The following is a 17,072-nucleotide window of genomic DNA, read 5'->3' as shown; positions in this document are numbered from 1 at the left end:
GTCGAAATGATGGAACGGAACGCGCCAGACCATGCTCATCTCCCCAGGTAGACTTCGACGACGCGCTCGTCGGCCGAAACGAAGTCGAGCGAGCCCTCGGAAAGTACCGAGCCTTCGTGCAGGCAGGTAACCTTGACGCCGAGCTCGCGCACGAAATGCATGTCGTGCTCGACGACGATGACCGAATGGTCGCGCGCGATGTCTCTAAGCAGCCGCGCGGTTTCCTCAGTCTCGGCGTCTGTCATGCCGGCAACCGGTTCGTCGACCAGCAGCAGCTTCGGATCCTGCGCCAAAAGCATGCCGATCTCGAGCCATTGTTTTTGGCCATGGCTCAAATTGGCGGCGAGTTCGTCGCGCTTGTCGCCAAGCCGGATGATGCCGAGAATGTCGTCGATCTGCCGCGCTTCCGCGGCCGAGCGACGATGGAACAGTGCCGGGAAGATCGAGCGCGGGCCTTTCAGCGCCAGCATCAGATTGTCCTCGATCGTGTGGCTTTCGAAGACGGTCGGCTTCTGGAATTTACGGCCGATGCCCATCATGGCGATTTCGGCCTCGTCGTGTTTAGTCAGGTCGACCTCGCCGTCGAAGAAGACCTCGCCCGCGTCGGGCCGCGTCTTGCCGGTGACGATGTCCATCATCGTCGTCTTGCCGGCGCCGTTGGGGCCGATGATCGCCCGCATCTCGCCCTTGTCGAGCACCAGCGACAGGTTGTTGATGGCGCGAAAACCATCGAAGGAAACCGACACGCCGTCGAGATAGAGGATGGTGTTGCTCTTCGACATCAGGCCATCACTCCGCCGGCTGCGGTTCGGCACCGGAGGCCGACCAGTCGCCCGGCCTTCTCGCCGCCGAGCGATCGGTTTTCGGCGGCACCGGCGTGTCAGGATCGGTGCCGGCTTCCTCGGCAATCGAGGCTGCCCGCAGCGCCTTGGCATTGCCGCGCCAGGAATCCCACATGCCGATGATGCCCTTGGGCAGGAACAGCGTGACGGCGACAAACAGGCCGCCCAGCGCAAACAGCCAGAACTCCGGCAGCACGCCGGTGAACCAGGATTTACCGGCATTGACCAGAAGCGCGCCAATGATCGGTCCGACGATGGTGCCGCGCCCGCCGACGGCCGCCCACACCACCACCTCGATCGAATTGGACGGCTCGAACTCGCCAGGGTTGATGATGCCGACCTGCGGCACGTAAAGCGCACCGGCGATGCCGGCCATCACCGCCGACACGGTGAAGGCGAACAGTTTGACGTTCTCCGCCCGCCAGCCGAGAAAGCGCGTGCGGCTTTCGGCGTCGCGCACCGCCATCAAAAGCTTGCCGTATTTGGAACCGACGATTGCCCAGGTGACGAAGACGGCAAACGCGAGCATGACGGCGCTGGCCGCGAACAGCGCCGAGCGTGTCATGTCGGCCTGCACGTTGAAGCCTAGAATGTCCTTGAAATCGGTCAGGCCGTTATTGCCGCCGAAACCCATGTCGTTGCGGAAAAAGGCAAGCAGCAGCGCATAGGTCATCGCCTGGGTGATGATCGACAGATAGACGCCGGTGACGCGGCTGCGGAAGGCAAACCAGCCGAAGACGAAGGCGAGCAGGCCGGGCACCGCAAGCACCATGACCGCCGCGAACCAGAAATGGTCGAAGCCATACCAGAACCACGGCAATTCCTTGTAGTTCAGGAACACCATGAAGTCGGGCAGCAGCGGATTGCCATAGACGCCTCGCGAGCCGATCTGGCGCATCAGGTACATGCCCATCGCATAGCCGCCGAGCGCGAAGAAGGCGCCGTGGCCGAGCGAGAGGATGCCGCAATAGCCCCAGACGAGATCGAGCGCCAAGGCGAGCAGTGCGTAGCAGAGATATTTGCCGGTGAGCGCCACGATATAAGACGGCACGTAGAAGGAACTTGTCGGCGAGACCGCAAGGTTGAGCAGCGGCACGACGATGGCGGCCGCCAGCAGGAAGAAGATGGTGATGGCGACGCGACGATCGGCGCCGGCGGCAAAGAAACGTCCCGTGATCATGCTTCCACCGACCTGCCCTTGAGCGCAAACAAGCCGCGCGGGCGTTTCTGGATGAACAGGATGATCAGCACCAGGACGACGATCTTGCCGAGCACCGCTCCGGCATAAGGTTCGAGGAACTTGTTGACGATACCGAGCGAGAAGGCGCCGACCAGCGTGCCCCAAAGATTGCCGACACCGCCGAAGACGACGACCATGAAGCTGTCGATGATGTAGCCGCGGCCGAGATTGGGCGAGACGTTGTCGATCTGGCTGAGCGCGACACCGGCTATGCCGGCAATGCCGGAGCCGAGTGCAAACGTCAGGGCGTCGACCCACGGCGTCCTGATGCCCATCGAGGCGGCCATGCGGCGGTTGGCGGTGACGGCACGCATCTGCAGCCCCCAAGGCGTGCGCTTCATCACGTAGAGCAGCACCGCGAACACGCCAAGCGCGAATACCAGGATCCAGAGCCGGTTCCATGTCACGGCAAGCTGGCCGATATTGAACGAGCCGGACATCCATGACGGGTTGCCTACCTCCTGGTTGGTCGGCCCGAAGATGGTGCGTACGGCCTGCTGCAGGATCAGCGACACACCCCATGTCGCCAGCAGCGTCTCCAGCGGCCGGCCGTAGAGGAAGCGGATCAGCCCGCGCTCAATGACAAGGCCGACGAGCGCCGCCACTAGGAAGGCCAGCGGCAAGGCGATGACCAGCGACCAGTCGAACAGACCGGGAAAGGAATTCCGGATCACCTCCTGCACGACGAAGGTCGTGTAGGCACCGAGCATGACCATCTCGCCATGCGCCATGTTGATGACGCCCATGACGCCGAAGGTGATGGCCAGGCCAATCGCCGCCAGCAGCAGCACCGATCCGAGCGATATGCCGTACCAGATATTCTGGCCGGCATCCCACAGCGCCAGCGTCGAATTGATATTGGCGATCGCAGCCGTCGCCGCGTCCTTCACCGCACCTTCGGAATTGGCCTCTACAGACGTGAGCAGCGACACCGCATCGCGGTCGCCGCGCGCGCCGATGAGAGCGATAGCCGCCAGTTTGTCGGCCTCCGGCCTGTCGGAAACGAGAACCGACGCGGCGCGGGCATGTTCGAGCAGCGCCTTGACGCTTGCCACGCTCTCATTGGCGATGGCGGTGTCGAGCGGCTCGATGTTTGCCGCGTCCGGCGTCTTGAACATGGTGTCGGCGGCGGCAATGCGCACGGCCGGGTCCTTGGAGCCAAGCGTCAGTGTGCCCAGCGCGTCGCGGATGACGCGGCGCAGCGTGTTGTTGACTTTGATCTTGGTGATGTCGGCCTTGGCAGCTTCGCCCGATTTTTCGCCGGTGAGCGCATCGAGCAGCTCAATACCGTCGCCGCTCTCCTTGCCGACAAAGACCAGTGAATCGGCCTTGCGGACGTAAAGGCTGCCCTCCGCAAGCGCGGCAAGCGGCCGTTCGACGGCCGGATCGCCGGAAGCCGCAAGCTCGCGCACGACGGCTTCGATCGCCGGAAAATTGGCGGCAGTGGCGAATTTGGCGATGACGGCGCGCAGATCTGCTTCGCTGGCGTTCGACGGCAGCTGCGCCCCCAGGAGGAGCAGCAGCATCAGGCCAATCGCGCGGATCAGGATCATCGGTTTCTGGTGGCTCTTGGAGGTTGAATGTCGCCTCCGGGCAGGCTGGAGAAGGAGCCCGCCCGGAGGCTTTGCGGTCTGGGAGGACAGACCGGGAGGATTAGTTGGTTCCCTTGCCGCCGCATTTGCCGGTGGCAACGTTGAAGTTGCCGCAGGATAGAGGCGCGCGCCAATCGGAGATCAGGTCCTTGGAGTCGGGCAGGTAGTCGGACCATTCGTCGCCCATCACCAGGCCCGGCGTCTGCGAGACGGTTTCGAACTGGCCGTCGGCCTGGATTTCGCCGATCAGCACCGGCTTGGTGATATGATGGTTCGGCATCATGGTCGAATAACCGCCGGTCAGGTTCGGCACCGAGACGCCGACCATGGCGTCGATGACCTTGTCCGGATCGGTGGTACCGGCCTTCTCTACCGCCTTCACCCACATGTTGAAGCCGATATAGTGGGCTTCCATTGGGTCGTTGGTGGTGCGCTTGTCGTTCTTGATGAATTTGTGCCAATCGGCGATGAACTTCGCGTTCTCGGGCGTGTCGACGCTCTCGAAATAATTCCAGGCGGCGAGATGGCCGACGAGCGGCGCGGTGTCGAGACCGGCAAGCTCTTCCTCACCAACCGAGAAGGCCATGACCGGAATATCCTCGGCCTTGATGCCCTGATTGCCGAGTTCCTTGTAGAACGGCACGTTGGCGTCGCCGTTGACGGTCGAGACGACAGCGGTCTTCTTGCCGGCCGAGCCGAACTTCTTGATTGCCGAGACTTCGGTCTGCCAGTCGGAGAAGCCGAACGGCGTATAGTTGACCATGATGTCTTCGGCAGCAACGCCCTTCGCCTTCAGATAGGCTTCAAGAATTTTGTTGGTGGTGCGCGGATAGACATAGTCGGTGCCTTCGAGCACCCAGCGCTTCACCGAACCGCCATCCTCGCTCATCAGATAGTCGACCGCGGGAATGGCTTGCTGGTTCGGCGCCGCACCGGTGTAGAACACGTTGCGCTCGCTCTCCTCGCCCTCATATTGAACCGGGTAGAACAGGATGTTGTCGAGTTCGCTGAACACCGGCAGCACCGATTTGCGCGACACCGAGGTCCAGCAGCCGAACACCGCCGCGACCTTGTCCTTCGAGATCAGCTCGCGCGCTTTTTCTGCGAACAGCGGCCAGTTGGAAGCCGGATCGACGACCACCGCCTCGAGCTTCTTGCCGAGCAGGCCACCCTTGGCATTCTGCTCTTCGATGAGCATCAGCATGGCGTCCTTTAGCGTCGTCTCCGAGATCGCCATGGTTCCCGACAGCGAATGGAGGATGCCGACCTTGATGGTGTCGTCGGCCGCCTTGGCGGGAATGCTCATCAGCAGGCCGGCGGTGACCACGCCGGCCGAAAACATTTTTGTTATTGTCGAGAAACTGCCCCTCATACTTTTAAACTCCCAAGCTGGTTAACTGCATCGGAACAGACCATGCAACGGCTGTGCCAATTACCGGAGCAAGATCGGAAGATCTGAGATTTCCCAGCTCTGTCAGTCGGTTAATGTATTAGGCGCAGGAGATGAACCTCGCCTGCCAGGTTCGAACTGAGAAAAGATCACCCGTATCAGCCTAAGTTTTACTCATGTACGGGCCAATGCCCGAATTTTGAGCAGCATCACAAGAGCACTGGCGAGGATTGCAGCGCCGCAGCGAAATGGGGCAAGTTCGAACCCTTAAACGAGCGACGCCATGGCCTTCCGAACGTCTTGCATTTTCATCACCATGCTTCTGCTGGCGACGACGACTGTAGCGCGCGCCGGCTTCAGCGACGGCAAGCTGCCGGACGGCCCCTATCATTGCGAAGTCTATCTGCTTGGCATGTTCCTCAGCCTCGGCGACATCACCATCAAGGGAAACGTCTATAGCGGTCCGGTGAGCTTCGGCACCGCGCGGCAGAGTTATAACTACCAGATGGATGCAGACGGGGTGATCACTTGGCTGGGTCCGCTGGGCGGCTACACCAGCGGCGGCAACTCGATCTCGCTTACGCAAGCGACGCTGGAAAGCGGAACCACCCCCTCCTTCGACATCATCATGAAGCAGCCGGACGGTGCCTTTACCGCCTCGACCTGCACCAAACGTTGAAAAAAATATGCGCAACCTCGTGAGAATTAGCACCGGAAGGCAGAGAGCCGCCTAGCTCTCCGCCGCCACGTCGAGCGCCAGCCGGGTCATATTGGTGAAAAGCCCCTGGCGTTCTGCATAGTCGGTCTGCTCGCCGGTTGCCACATTGTCGACGACGGTCAGGATCGACAGTGCCCGGGCACCAAAATCGGCCGCGATGCGGTAGAGCGCGCTGGTTTCCATGTCCACGGCGAGCGCGCCCTGTGCCTGCGCTTCGGCAAAGCGCTCACGCCCCTGCGGATGATAAAAAATATCGCTGCAGATGGTCAGGCCGGCCCGCTGGTCGATGCCGAGTTCGGCGGCCCGGGTCAACGCCTGGGCCAACAATGCCGGATCGGGGCTGGCGTTGGCACGATAGAGCCCGAAACTCTGAACGCTTTCTGAGCTTTCACCGCGCACCGATTGCGCGATCACCAGACTGCGCAGCGCCAGCTCGGCGGTCAGCCCGCCGCAGGTGCCGGTGCGGATCAGTGTTTTCGCACCATAGAAATCCAGCAGCTCGTGCACGTAGACCAGGAATGACGGGACGCCGATGCCGGTGGACTGGATGCTGATAGGCTTGCCGCGAAACAGGCCGGTAAAACCAAGCGCGCCGCGGCGGCGGTTGACGCAGCGCGGCGCCTCCAGAAAAGTCTGCGCCATCCATTCTGCGCGCTGCGGATCGCCCGGCAGCAGCACCGTGCTTGCGTAGTCGCCCTTGCTGGCCTCGTTGTGTGGCGTCACGGCATGCTTTCCAAAACCCGTCGCCCGTTTCGCCTGCAATCATGGCAGTCTCACGGCATTGCGCAAGCGGAGCATTGGAAGGGTCAGGATTCCAGCATGTCCTTGACGATCGTGGCCAATTGCTTGAGCGAAAACGGCTTGGGCAAAAAGCCGAAATGTGCGTCGGCCGGCAAGTTCTTGGCGAATGCGTCTTCCGCATATCCGGACACGAAGATGAACTTGATGTCGGGCTGCCGCTTGCGCAATTCGCCAAGCAGCGTCGGGCCGTCCATTTCCGGCATCACCACGTCTGAGACCACGATGTCGACCTTGCCGCCGAGCGCTTCGTAGACTTCAAGCGCCTCGACGCCCGACGACGCCTCGTGGACGGTGTAGCCGCGCGACTTTAGTGCACGCATGCCGCCCATGCGTACGGCGTCCTCGTCCTCGACCAGCAGCACCGTGGCCGAGCCCGACAAATCCTTGGCTGAGTCGGCGATCTTGGCAGGTGCGGCCGGCACTTCTCCAGCCTCGCCCGCCTTCCTTGCCTCCGCAATGTGCCGCGGCAGGAAGATGCGGAACAGGGATCCCTTGCCGACTTCGGAATCGCAGAAGATGAAGCCGCCTGTCTGCTTGATGATGCCATAGACCATGGACAGGCCGAGGCCCGTTCCCTTGCCAACCTCCTTTGTCGTGAAGAAGGGCTCAAAGATCTTTTTCAGCACATCAGGCGCGATACCGCTGCCGCTGTCCTCGACCTCGACCAGCACATAGTCGGCCGGAGTAAGTTCGCGATAGGAAAAGGTCTTGCATTCCCCGGCGCTGACGTTGCGGGTGCGAACGGTGAGGTCGCCGCCGGCCGGCATCGCATCGCGCGCATTGACCGCCAGATTGACCACCACTTGCTCGAACTGCCCGATATCGACCCTGACCGGCCACAGGTCGCGGCCATGGTCGATCTTGAGCTTGATATCGTTGCCGACCAGACGGGCAAGCAGCATCCTTAGGTCGGCGAGCACGTCGGTCAGGTTGAGCACCTCCGGTCGCAGCGTCTGCTTGCGCGAGAAGGCCAGCAACTGCCGCACCAGCGAGGCCGCCCGGTTGGCATTCTGCTTGATGTTCATGATGTCCGGGAACGACGGATCGGACGGCCGGTGGTTGGTCAAAAGCAGGTCTGAGGCCATGATGATGGCGGTCAGCACATTGTTGAAATCATGCGCGATGCCGCCGGCGAGCTGGCCGACCGCCTGCATCTTCTGGCTCTGCGCCATCTGGCCCTCGAGGGCCTTTTGCTCGGTGGTCTCGACGGCATAGACGATGGCCGATTCCTCGGCGCCCTCGCCGCCGGTGCCGTCTGCGACCGCATTGACGTAGAAGCGTATGTGTCGTTCCTCATTGCCGGGCAGCACCGTATCGATCGGCTCGATATCAGCCTGTTGCTGGCGTGCCTTTTCGAACGCCGCGGCGAAGGCCGGCCGGTCGCGCTCGTGGATCACCGTATCCAGCCGCACACGCCGATCGACCGCGTCGCGGTCGACGACCGAGGAAAATAGCGACAGGAACGGCGCATTGGTGCGCAGGATGCGACCGGCATGGTCGACGCCGGCAATCGCCATCGGCGTCGAGTTGAAGAATCGCGTGAAGCGTATTTCCGAGGCGCGAAGGTCGGCCGAAGCGTCCTCGCCTTGCGTCCGGTTGAGCACGATGGTGCGAGTCGGGCCGTTGAGCCCCTCTCGGCTGGCCGAAACACGATGCATGAAGCGCACCGGCAACGCCTCCCCGGTCATCGTCGTCAGATCGAGATCGATAACGGCATTGCGCGTGGTACCCGCGTCGGCCTTGACCGAACGGACCAGCGCCATGCCGTCGCCGGCGACGATCTCCGGCAGCGTGATGGCGCCGGGGGTGAAGCTGGCCAGGTCGATGCCCAGCCACTCCGCAAGGGTCGCGTTGATATAGGTGACGCGGCCTTCCTGGTCGGCCGAAAAGAAACCGGCCGGCGCGTGGTCGAGGTGATCGATGGCCTTTTGCAGGTCGAGAAAGAACCGCTCCTGCTCGGCCCGTTCCCGCGAGATATCAGCAAGCTGCCAAGCAAGCATGGGCAGCCGCTGGCCTGGAACGCTGAACGCGCGGGCCCGGACGCGGTACCAGCGCGCGCCCGATTCGGCGCCTGGCCGAATGGACTGCGCGAGCCGAAACTCGCCGTCGCCCGCCTGGCCGTCGCGCAGGCCTGACGCCAGCCGGTATATGGTCACTGAGGCCTCGGGAACGTCTGAAAGCAAACCTTCGACCGTCTTGAGGTCGGCGGCCGACTCGGCGCCAGTCATGTCGGCATAGGTCCGGTTGGCGTAGATGATCCGGCCTTTGGTATCGGTGACCAGGAGGCCTTGCGACATCGAATCGACGAAAGCTTTCGACAGTTCGTCGCTTGTCGAGCGCGGCGTGACGTGCACGAAGCCGATCGCAGTGGCGAACAGAAAGCCGACGCCGATCATCGCCAACACGCCAAGCATGCCGAGCAGGAATGGGTCGCCAAGTCGCTCGCGGAAAAGGCCGAAGACGATCGCTGCCCCCGTCAGGACGACGATGAAGACGATGAGCCGGGTGACCGCGCCCGGTCGCGTGTTCTGGTCGACGATAGGTACCGGATAGAAATCGCCGCGCGCTTCCTTGGCCATGTTCCCCCTGCTCGTGAATTCCGGTGTCGGTTGAATCATATTCTCAGGGTCGGGAAAAGGCCCGGCGGCAAATGTCCGCTAAAAAGACGCCGTTCCGCTCCCGGTGTTTCAAGCTGTTCACGAAGCGTGAAAGGCAACTTGCGGTGGCCTGCCGCAACAGTCTAGTGTCGCGTCTCTTCGAAAGCTGATTTTGGGGGAACCAATGCTGCAATGGCTGGATGGCGTGGCGGGTCCTGGTTATGCCGCGGCAATCCTGTGGACGTTTGCAGTACTTGTCCTTCTGCTCATCATTCTTCTTATCATCAGGCTGGTCCGCAGCCTGACCTTCGGAACATTCGTCGCCGGCGGCAGGAACCGCAAGACGCGGCTGGCGGTCATGGATGCCACAGCGGTCGACAGTCACCGGCGGCTGGTGCTGGTGCGCCGCGACGATATCGAGCACCTGCTCTTGATCGGTGGTCCGACCGACGTCGTCGTCGAGCGCGACATCAGGCTCTCGGCGCTGCGCCGCCCGGCATTGACCGGAGATAACAGCCACCAGCCGGCAGCAAGATCGGCTCAGACCACAGCCGCGCCGGTGAGGCAAGCGCCGCCGCAGGCGGCAAGCGTAGCCGCAAGCCCTGTCCGAGCCCGCCAGACGGCGACAATGCCGGCAACAATGCCGGCACCGGCGCCGAAACCGCCATCGAACGTCACACCGTTGCCAAATTATGGATCCGTCAACGCCAATGCTTCACGGCATGCGCCGCCGCCGACAAGACAGGACTCCCCGGCAAGATACGAGCCGCCGGCACAGCACGAGTCGATCGACGATGCGCTGATGAAGGAGCTGGAGGTTTCCCTCGACGAGCCACGCTTCAGCCAAACGCCGAGCAAGCCGGTGGCGAAGGCATCGCCCTCTCTCGACGACGAGATGACGAAGCTCCTCGGCGAGTTGTCCAATCAGAAAAGATAGGCTGATAGCGAACGGCCAATGAAAATGGCCGGAAAACCGGCCATTTTGAACGCTTTACCGATGCCGCTCTGTTTTTCCCGCCGACTCAGTCGTCGCGGTACACCTTCTCGCGCCGCTCATGGCGCTCCTGTGCCTCGATCGACAAGGTCGCGATCGGGCGCGCGTCGAGCCGCTTCAGCGCGATCGGCTCGCCTGTTTCCTCGCAATAGCCGTAGGTGCCTTCGTCAAGGCGCTGGAGGGCGGAATCGATCTTCGAGATGAGTTTTCGCTGGCGATCGCGGGCGCGAAGTTCGATGGCGCGGTCGGTTTCTGAGGAAGCCCGATCGGCGAGATCGGGATGGTTGGCGTTTTCCTGCTGCAGGATTTCGAGAGTTTCGCGCGCTTCGCGCAAGATGTCGTTCTTCCAGGTGACGAGCTTCAGGCGAAAGTAGGATTTCTGCCGCTCGTTCATGAACGGCTCGTCTTCGGAGGGTACGTAATCGGCGGTAACGATGTCGTTCATTCGACTCACCCAACAAACCCCAAATTTGGCGCCTATATATTCGCGGACCGAAAACTGCACAAGGTCAATCGACGACTGTTTCACGCAATTGTTAGTCCCGGACAAACGGCATCCGCGAGCCCTTTTTGCGAAGAATACGACCGAATTCATACATGATTCGCTATGCTTGAAGGACGCTTGCCATTGCGCACGGAGCTCTTCTGATGGCAAATCCTGCGGCGTATTGACGGGTTCGGTGCCCGGCACAACGGGGATCCGGTGACCAGACTTTACCTGCTGAGGCATGCGAAGGCCGGCTGGGCGCTGCCCGGCGTCGCCGACTTCGACCGCCCGCTCTATACATCTGGCTTCGCCGATGCCGAAGCGATGGGCGTGCTGATGCGTTCTCGCAAATACGTACCGGGCCTCACCCTGTGCTCAAGCGCCAGGCGTGCCCGCCAGACGCTGGAAAGCTTAGCTGGCCATACGGACACGGGCCGGGTGCTGTTCTTTGACGCGCTCTACAACGACGATGCCGCCGCGTACCTCGCTGCCGTCCGGCAGAATGGCGGGCTGGACGCCCTGCTCGTCATTGGCCACAATCCGATGATTGAGGATCTCGCCATGGCGCTCTCAGGCGACGGCAACGAGACCGCGCGGGCCATGCTGAACCACGGCTTCCCGACCTCCGCACTTGCGGTGGTCCGGTTCAACGGCAGTCTTGCGGAGGCTGCGCCTGGCGCCGGCTATCTCGAAGCCTTCCTGACGCCTGCCGATATCTGAGGCCATTTCAAAGCCGCGCCTCAAAGCCTATATCGGTGGCTGACCGGCCCCGCGAGAACAGATTTTGGCATCATCGCTGACGACTTTCACCGACGAGGCGAAGATCGCCTTGGATACGTTGTCAGGCCGCGCTGCCGGGCTTTTCGCTCCGTCGCTGCGTCTTGGCGTGACCGGGCTGTCCCGCGCCGGCAAGACGGTGTTCATCTCGGCCCTTGTGCACAATCTGGTCCATGGCGGACGCTTGCCGCTGTTTGAGGCACAAAAATCGGGGCGCATCGCCAGGGCCTTTCTCGAAGAGCAGCCGGACGACGCCGTACCACGCTTCCAGTACGAGGATCACATCGCGGCTCTTGTCGACGACCGTGTCTGGCCGGACTCGACGCGTGCGATTTCCGAACTGAGGCTCACCATCGAATACGAATCGGCCTCCGGTTGGAGCCGCATGTTTTCCGCCGGCAAATTGTCCGTCGACGTCGTCGATTATCCCGGCGAATGGCTGCTCGACCTGCCGCTGCTCGGCAAGTCCTACGCCGATTTTTCGCGTGAGGCCTTCGAGATGGCCGTGTTGCCGGTGCGTGTCGATCTTTCGCGGGAATGGCAGGCGCTCTCTGCCTCCGTCGACCCCAACGACGACGCCGACGAGATGACGGCGCGCCGTCTCGCCGAGAGCTTCGCCGCCTACCTCAAGGCCTGCAAGCTTGACGAGCGGGCGCTTTCGACCCTACCGCCCGGCCGCTTCCTGATGCCCGGCGATCTTGAAGGATCGCCGGCGCTGACCTTTGCGCCGCTGCCGAAACTCGGCCTCGGGCGCGCCCGCTCCGGATCGCTGCAGGCGATGATGGAGCGGCGCTACGAGGCTTACAAGACGTATGTCGTCAAACCGTTCTTTCGCGAACACATCACGCGCCTCGACCGGCAGATCGTGCTCATCGACGCCTTACAGGCATTGAACGCCGGCCCCGGTGCTATGGCCGATCTGGAACGCGCGGTCACCGAAATCCTGTCCTGTTTCCGGCCCGGCCGGGGCAACTTCCTGACCGACCTGTTTTCAAGACGCATCGACCGCATATTGGTGGCCGCGACCAAGGCCGACCATCTGCACCACGAAAGCCACGACCGGCTGCAGGCGATCGTGCGGCGGCTTGCCGACCGCGCCGTGGCGCGGGCGAATTTCACTGGTGCCGACGTCGACGTCGTCGCCATGGCGGCCATGCGCGCGACTCGGGAAGGCACGGTCAAGCAGGGCCGTGAGACTTTGCCGGTCATTATCGGCACGCCATTGCGTGGCGAAAAAATCAATGGCGAAACCTTTGACGGAAAGACCGAAACAGCCATATTTCCCGGTGATTTGCCGGAGAAAGTTGATGCGGTGTTCGATGGTTTCGAATCGAAGCACCAGCAGAACGATGACGACCCGGCGATCCGCTTCGTGCGCTTTCGCCCGCCGAAACTCGAGCGCACGGCCGAGGGCGTGACGCTGTCGCTGCCGCATATCAGGCTCGACCGCGCGGTGCAGTTCCTGATCGGAGATCATCTCGCATGAGCGCGCCCCGCAGACCGGCGGCCTTTCGCATCGAGCCGGAGCCCCAGCCGAAGGTAGATCCGACGGCTCGCCATTCCGGGGCCGAGGCCGCGCCGGCGCGAAAGCCGCGTAACGTGAAGGCGGATCTTGCCGTGGTCACACCGGCGGAGATCGACGTCTTCGACGAGCCTGATGTCGTCGCTGCCGAACCGCCGCCGGCGATTGCGCCGCGAAAACGTTCGCTGCTTGGCTGCCTGTTCTTCGGCGCGCTGGGCGTTCTGGTTTCGCTCGCCCTTGGCCTCTGGACCGACCAGCTGATTCGCGACCTGTTCGAGCGCGCCGAGTGGCTGGGCTGGCTGGCGGCCGGAATGGCATTGATCGCCATCCTGGCGCTTGTAGTCATCCTTATCCGCGAATTCGTGGCGATTGCTCGCCTCGCCGAGGTCGAAAAGTTGCAGAAGCGGGCGCTCGATGCGATTGCCCGCGATGATCCGAAGGCCGCCCGCGCCGTGGTCGACGAGTTGTCGGCATTTGTCGCGGCCAAGCCCGAAACCGCGGCCGGCAGGCGCTCGCTGGCCGAATTGCGCGGCGAGATCATCGATGGCGGCAATCTGGTGCGGCTGGCCGAGACCGAGATCCTCGGCCCGCTCGATGCCCGCGCCAAGATGATGATCCTCGAAGCGGCGAAGCGCGTGTCCCTGGTGACCGCGGTCAGTCCGCGCGCGCTGGTCGACGTCGCTTATGTCGTGTTCGAAGCCGGCCGGCTGATTCGCCGTCTGTCGGAGCTCTATGGCGGCCGCCCCGGCACGCTAGGCTTTTTTCGCCTGGCGCGCAGCGTTCTCGCCCATCTCGCGGTCACTGGGTCGATCGCCGTCGGCGACAGTTTCGTCCAGCAGATCGTCGGCCATGGCCTTGCGGCTCGGCTCTCGGCCAAGCTCGGCGAAGGCGTCGTCAACGGCATGATGACGGCGCGCATCGGCATTGCAGCGATGGAAACGGCAAGGCCCCTGCCCTTTAACGCCGTCAGGCGTCCAGGATTGGGCGATTTCCTTTCCGCGCTGACCTCCTTTGCGGCAAAGAAAGAAAAAGAAACATCCGCTTCCGAGACGTGACTACCGCCTTGGGGTGACAAAGCATTAACCAATCTTGTTCATGGTCGGAAGCGTCCAAACCAGTCTCTTTGTTGCCGGGTGTCGTCGATGAAAAGCGTTATTTTGTCCAACGTGCTGCACGTGGCGCTCGCCCTTGTCGCAACCATCGGCATTGCCGGAAAGGCTTCGGCGGCGGAACCGGACAAGCAGTTCTTTCGATCGGTCGAGGGCAAATGGGTCGGCCCCGGAGAAATCGTTGCCGGCAAATACAAGGGCACGAAATTCACCTGCAGCTTCATTGGCTCGACGCCTGACGGCAAGGTCGGCATGTCGCTCGACGGCGGCTGCCGGGTCGGTATGTTCACCCAGCAGATGTCGGCAACGATCGAACACATGGGCCGGCAGGGCTACAAGGGCAGCTTCATGGGCGGGGCCGCCGGCTCCGGCCTCGACATTATCGGCGGCAATGTCGTCGATGCGCACAAGGTGGTTTTCACCATTAATCGTAATCAGTTGCGCGGCGTGATGCAGGCGCTTGTCCCCGACGACAATTCGATGACGGTGACCGTTGCCGTGCGGGTCGACCAGCAGCTGGTCCCGGTCATCGGTATGAAGTTGAAGCGGATCGATGCAGTCGAGGTCGGCTCCATAACTCCGAACTGAGCTTTCGGCGTGAAAAGGCGGCAACCAAACGCCGCCGCCGTCCTTGACATGCAGATGGGTGCTCAGCCCTTGATCGCTGCAATCAACTCGTCATAGGCCTTGCAGGCCTCGGCTGCTGTCGTGCCGCCCTGATACTTGGTTGTGACCGCCTGGACCTTGGCTGTGAGGTCGGCTGCCTTGGCCGGATCCTTGGTGATAGCAGCCTGAAGTGCCGCAGTCATGTCCTGAGCCTTCTTGGTCAGCATCTCGGTCGTGCACTCCGGCGCCTTCGAACAGGCAGAGCCGGCAAGTGCCGCGATGCCAACGGCAACCAGCAAAAACTTCTTCATGTCAGTCATCTCCTCAAAAAGGGCCGTGACTTGATCGTCGCTCACCCTCCACTGGCCGAAGCCGGGCGTCCTTAGCGCCGGATAGCGAAAACAAGCAACGCCTGGAAGGCCATTATCCTGTGCAGTGCGCCTGCAATATCGCCTGCACAATGCGCCGGATTCACACTGTTCGATCCGCTCCGAAGCCCCTATCTTGGCCGCTTGACTCCCAGGAGAGCGGAAGGGCAGGCATGGCGGCAGAGGCATCGAACAGCGATCTGATCCAGGTGGTGGCGCTGCTTGCCGCCGGCGTCGTTGCGGTGCCGATCTTCAGGCGCATGGGACTTGGCTCCATCCTCGGCTATTTGGCGGCCGGCGTCGTGATCGGCCCATTCGGGCTGCGCGTCTTTTCCGAATCGGAAGCCATTCTTCATGTCGCCGAACTCGGCGTCGTCATGTTCCTGTTCATCATCGGGCTGGAGATGCAGCCGTCACGCCTATGGGGCCTGCGCCGCGAGATTTTCGGGCTTGGTGCGCTGCAGGTCGGCGTCTGCGCGGTTCTGCTGACCGGCGTCGGCCTGGCGGGAGGTTTCCCGATCGCGCAATCCTTCGTCGCTGGCGCCGGTTTCGTACTCACCTCGACGGCAATCGTCATGCAATTGCTGGAAGAACGCGGCGACCTGGCAACGCCCAAGGGCCAGCGCATCGTCTCGGTCCTGCTTTTGGAAGATCTGGCCATCGTGCCGCTGCTGGCGCTGATCGCCTTCCTCGCGCCGGGCGGCGCCGATATGAGCCTGTCGGATAGGTTGACGGAGGTCGGCATCGGCCTTGCCGCGATCGTCGGGCTGGTGGTTGCCGGGCGCTATCTGCTCAATCCGTTCTTCCGTATCCTGGCGGATGCGCGCGCCCGTGAGGTGATGACCGCAGCTGCCCTTCTGGTCGTTCTCGGGTCAGCGCTCGCCATGCAGCTTTCCGGCCTGTCGATGGCCATGGGCGCCTTCCTGGCCGGCGTGCTTTTGTCGGAATCGACCTTCCGCCACCAGCTGGAGGCCGACATCGAACCGTTCCGCGGCATTCTGCTCGGGCTGTTCTTCCTCGCCGTCGGCATGTCGCTCGACCTGCATGTCGTCGTCGTCAACTGGCAGCTCATTGCCATCTATGTCGTCGCCTACATGGTGATGAAGGCGATCGGCATCTATATCGTTGCCCGCGTCCTCAAAACCGACCATCGGGAAGCGCTCGAGCGCGCCGTCTTCATGGCGCAAGGCGGCGAATTCGCCTTCGTCCTCTATTCCGCGGCGGCTGCGGTGGGCATTATCGACGGCCAAGCCAATGCGATGCTGACCGCCATTGTCATCATTTCCATGGTGCTGACGCCGTTGGCGATCATTGCACTGCGGTATCTGACGCCGCGCGACGAGCAGTCGCTTGAAGGCGTCGATGTCGCCAACGGCCTGACCGGCAGCGTGCTGATCATAGGCTTTGGCCGGTTCGGCCAGATCGCCAGCCAGCCGCTTTTGTTGCGCGGCATCGACGTGTCGATCATCGACAACGAGGTCGAAATGATCCAAGCAGCGGCCGATTTCGGCTTCAAGGTCTATTACGGCGACGGCACGCGGCTGGACATCCTGCGAGCCGCGGGAGCCGGGCGGGCACGCGCCGTGCTGATCTGCGTTGACAAGCCCGATGCCGCCGTGCGCATCGCGGAACTGATCAAGGCGGAGTTTCCCTTGCTGACAGTGCTGGCACGGGCGTTCGACCGCGGCACCGCGTTGCAGCTCATCCGTGCCGGCGTTGACTATCAGCTCCGCGAGACGTTCGAATCGGCGCTTGTCTTCGGCGGCTCGACGCTGGAAGCCCTCGGCGTCGACCCGGAAGAGGTCGCCGAGGTAGTCGAGGACGTCCGCCGCCGCGACGCTGCCCGTTTCGAGCTTCAACAGGCCGAAGGCATCCGCGCCGGACGGCGCTTCCTCAAAGGCAATATTGGCACCCCCATCCCGACGCCGCTCAGCACACCACGCCGCGCGGGTCAGGCGCTCAATGAGGAAACCGCCGGCGTGCTGCAGAAATCCGAGCCGGCCGATTAATCCTTGGGAAGATGCGAATG

At 62.5% G+C, this 17,072-nt stretch carries 15 protein-coding genes; 7 read left to right on the top strand and 8 right to left on the bottom strand.

The annotated features are described in order from the left end of the window. Window positions 1–35: 35 nt before the first annotated feature. From urtD to urtA, 4 genes are all read right to left on the bottom strand, one after another. Window positions 36–782 carry an urea ABC transporter ATP-binding protein UrtD gene (gene urtD / locus NKJ93_RS01060; protein WP_023717809.1) on the bottom strand — a complete coding sequence of 249 codons (747 nt, stop codon included), beginning with the start codon at window positions 780–782 and terminating at the stop codon, window positions 36–38. Between the two features lie 7 nt (window positions 783–789). Next, the gene (gene urtC / locus NKJ93_RS01055) at window positions 790–2,022 is read right to left on the bottom strand and encodes an urea ABC transporter permease subunit UrtC (RefSeq protein ID WP_352587069.1); all 1,233 of its coding nucleotides are present in this window, start codon (window positions 2,020–2,022) and stop codon (window positions 790–792) included. Further along, the gene (gene urtB / locus NKJ93_RS01050; RefSeq protein WP_352587066.1) at window positions 2,019–3,635 is read right to left on the bottom strand and encodes an urea ABC transporter permease subunit UrtB; all 1,617 of its coding nucleotides are present in this window, start codon (window positions 3,633–3,635) and stop codon (window positions 2,019–2,021) included. The genes urtC and urtB overlap by 4 nt, the downstream gene beginning before the upstream one ends. Before the next feature lie 100 nt (window positions 3,636–3,735). After that, window positions 3,736–5,046, bottom strand: coding sequence for an urea ABC transporter substrate-binding protein (urtA, locus tag NKJ93_RS01045; protein ID WP_352448748.1), 1,311 nt, complete (start codon window positions 5,044–5,046; stop codon window positions 3,736–3,738). Between the two features lie 301 nt (window positions 5,047–5,347). Here urtA and NKJ93_RS01040 point away from each other — a divergent pair, with 301 nt between their 5' ends. Then, window positions 5,348–5,743, top strand: coding sequence for a hypothetical protein (locus tag NKJ93_RS01040; protein WP_352482241.1), 396 nt, complete (start codon window positions 5,348–5,350; stop codon window positions 5,741–5,743). Window positions 5,744–5,794: 51 nt separating this feature from the next. Here the strand turns inward: NKJ93_RS01040 and NKJ93_RS01035 are convergent, their stop codons facing one another. Continuing rightward, a complete protein-coding gene (locus NKJ93_RS01035) occupies window positions 5,795–6,505 on the bottom strand; it encodes a purine-nucleoside phosphorylase (protein ID WP_023717814.1) in 711 nt (236 codons plus the stop codon). A gap of 83 nt (window positions 6,506–6,588) precedes the next feature. Further along, window positions 6,589–9,162, bottom strand: a complete 2,574-nt coding sequence (cckA, locus tag NKJ93_RS01030; RefSeq protein WP_352494572.1) for a cell cycle histidine kinase CckA — start codon at window positions 9,160–9,162, stop codon at window positions 6,589–6,591. Window positions 9,163–9,364: 202 nt separating this feature from the next. Here cckA and NKJ93_RS01025 point away from each other — a divergent pair, with 202 nt between their 5' ends. Further along, window positions 9,365–10,117: a hypothetical protein gene (locus NKJ93_RS01025; RefSeq protein ID WP_352494571.1), complete on the top strand. Its 753-nt coding sequence runs from the start codon at window positions 9,365–9,367 to the stop codon at window positions 10,115–10,117. A gap of 85 nt (window positions 10,118–10,202) precedes the next feature. Here the strand turns inward: NKJ93_RS01025 and dksA are convergent, their stop codons facing one another. Beyond that, entirely contained in the window at window positions 10,203–10,619 is a 417-nt protein-coding gene (dksA, locus tag NKJ93_RS01020) for an RNA polymerase-binding protein DksA (protein WP_023717816.1), read from the bottom strand. A 258-nt stretch (window positions 10,620–10,877) separates the two neighbouring features. Here dksA and NKJ93_RS01015 point away from each other — a divergent pair, with 258 nt between their 5' ends. From NKJ93_RS01015 to NKJ93_RS01000, 4 genes are all read left to right on the top strand, one after another. Then, a complete protein-coding gene (locus NKJ93_RS01015; RefSeq protein ID WP_023717817.1) occupies window positions 10,878–11,381 on the top strand; it encodes a SixA phosphatase family protein in 504 nt (167 codons plus the stop codon). A gap of 64 nt (window positions 11,382–11,445) precedes the next feature. Further along, complete coding sequence (locus NKJ93_RS01010) at window positions 11,446–12,924, top strand: YcjX family GTP-binding protein (protein WP_023717818.1); 1,479 nt, start codon at window positions 11,446–11,448, stop codon at window positions 12,922–12,924. Beyond that, window positions 12,921–14,015 carry a YcjF family protein gene (locus NKJ93_RS01005; RefSeq protein WP_023717819.1) on the top strand — a complete coding sequence of 365 codons (1,095 nt, stop codon included), beginning with the start codon at window positions 12,921–12,923 and terminating at the stop codon, window positions 14,013–14,015. The genes NKJ93_RS01010 and NKJ93_RS01005 overlap by 4 nt, the downstream gene beginning before the upstream one ends. 87 nt (window positions 14,016–14,102) lie before the next feature. Then, a complete protein-coding gene (locus NKJ93_RS01000) occupies window positions 14,103–14,657 on the top strand; it encodes a hypothetical protein (protein WP_023717820.1) in 555 nt (184 codons plus the stop codon). Between the two features lie 62 nt (window positions 14,658–14,719). On the opposite strand, the gene NKJ93_RS00995 is transcribed toward NKJ93_RS01000, so the two are convergent. Beyond that, window positions 14,720–14,986 (bottom strand): hypothetical protein, encoded by a 267-nt coding sequence (locus tag NKJ93_RS00995; RefSeq protein WP_023717821.1) that lies wholly within the window; start codon window positions 14,984–14,986, stop codon window positions 14,720–14,722. Between the two features lie 230 nt (window positions 14,987–15,216). On the opposite strand from NKJ93_RS00995, the gene NKJ93_RS00990 reads away from it, so the two are divergent. After that, on the top strand, window positions 15,217–17,052 hold the full coding sequence (locus NKJ93_RS00990; protein WP_023717822.1) for a monovalent cation:proton antiporter-2 (CPA2) family protein: 1,836 nt from the start codon (window positions 15,217–15,219) through the stop codon (window positions 17,050–17,052). Window positions 17,053–17,072: the final 20 nt, after the last annotated feature.

Source organism: Mesorhizobium sp. M0028, assembly GCF_040323855.1.
Taxonomy (GTDB): Bacteria; Pseudomonadota; Alphaproteobacteria; order Rhizobiales; family Rhizobiaceae; genus Mesorhizobium.
The sequence above is the reverse complement of the archived record's forward strand: the minus strand, read 5'-3'. Positions and strand labels throughout refer to the sequence as shown.

What these genes read in the sequence shown, in the direction of transcription:
- urtD (WP_023717809.1), bottom strand. Translation starts at nt 782, where the DNA reads ATGTCGAAGAGCAACACCATCCTCTATCTCGACGGCGTGTCGGTTTCC.
- urtC (WP_352587069.1), bottom strand. Translation starts at nt 2,022, where the DNA reads ATGATCACGGGACGTTTCTTTGCCGCCGGCGCCGATCGTCGCGTCGCC.
- urtB (WP_352587066.1), bottom strand. Translation starts at nt 3,635, where the DNA reads ATGATCCTGATCCGCGCGATTGGCCTGATGCTGCTGCTCCTCCTGGGG.
- urtA (WP_352448748.1), bottom strand. Translation starts at nt 5,046, where the DNA reads ATGAGGGGCAGTTTCTCGACAATAACAAAAATGTTTTCGGCCGGCGTG.
- NKJ93_RS01040 (WP_352482241.1), top strand. Translation starts at nt 5,348, where the DNA reads ATGGCCTTCCGAACGTCTTGCATTTTCATCACCATGCTTCTGCTGGCG.
- cckA (WP_352494572.1), bottom strand. Translation starts at nt 9,162, where the DNA reads ATGGCCAAGGAAGCGCGCGGCGATTTCTATCCGGTACCTATCGTCGAC.
- NKJ93_RS01025 (WP_352494571.1), top strand. Translation starts at nt 9,365, where the DNA reads ATGCTGCAATGGCTGGATGGCGTGGCGGGTCCTGGTTATGCCGCGGCA.
- dksA (WP_023717816.1), bottom strand. Translation starts at nt 10,619, where the DNA reads ATGAACGACATCGTTACCGCCGATTACGTACCCTCCGAAGACGAGCCG.
- NKJ93_RS01005 (WP_023717819.1), top strand. Translation starts at nt 12,921, where the DNA reads ATGAGCGCGCCCCGCAGACCGGCGGCCTTTCGCATCGAGCCGGAGCCC.
- NKJ93_RS01000 (WP_023717820.1), top strand. Translation starts at nt 14,103, where the DNA reads ATGAAAAGCGTTATTTTGTCCAACGTGCTGCACGTGGCGCTCGCCCTT.
- NKJ93_RS00995 (WP_023717821.1), bottom strand. Translation starts at nt 14,986, where the DNA reads ATGAAGAAGTTTTTGCTGGTTGCCGTTGGCATCGCGGCACTTGCCGGC.
- NKJ93_RS00990 (WP_023717822.1), top strand. Translation starts at nt 15,217, where the DNA reads ATGGCGGCAGAGGCATCGAACAGCGATCTGATCCAGGTGGTGGCGCTG.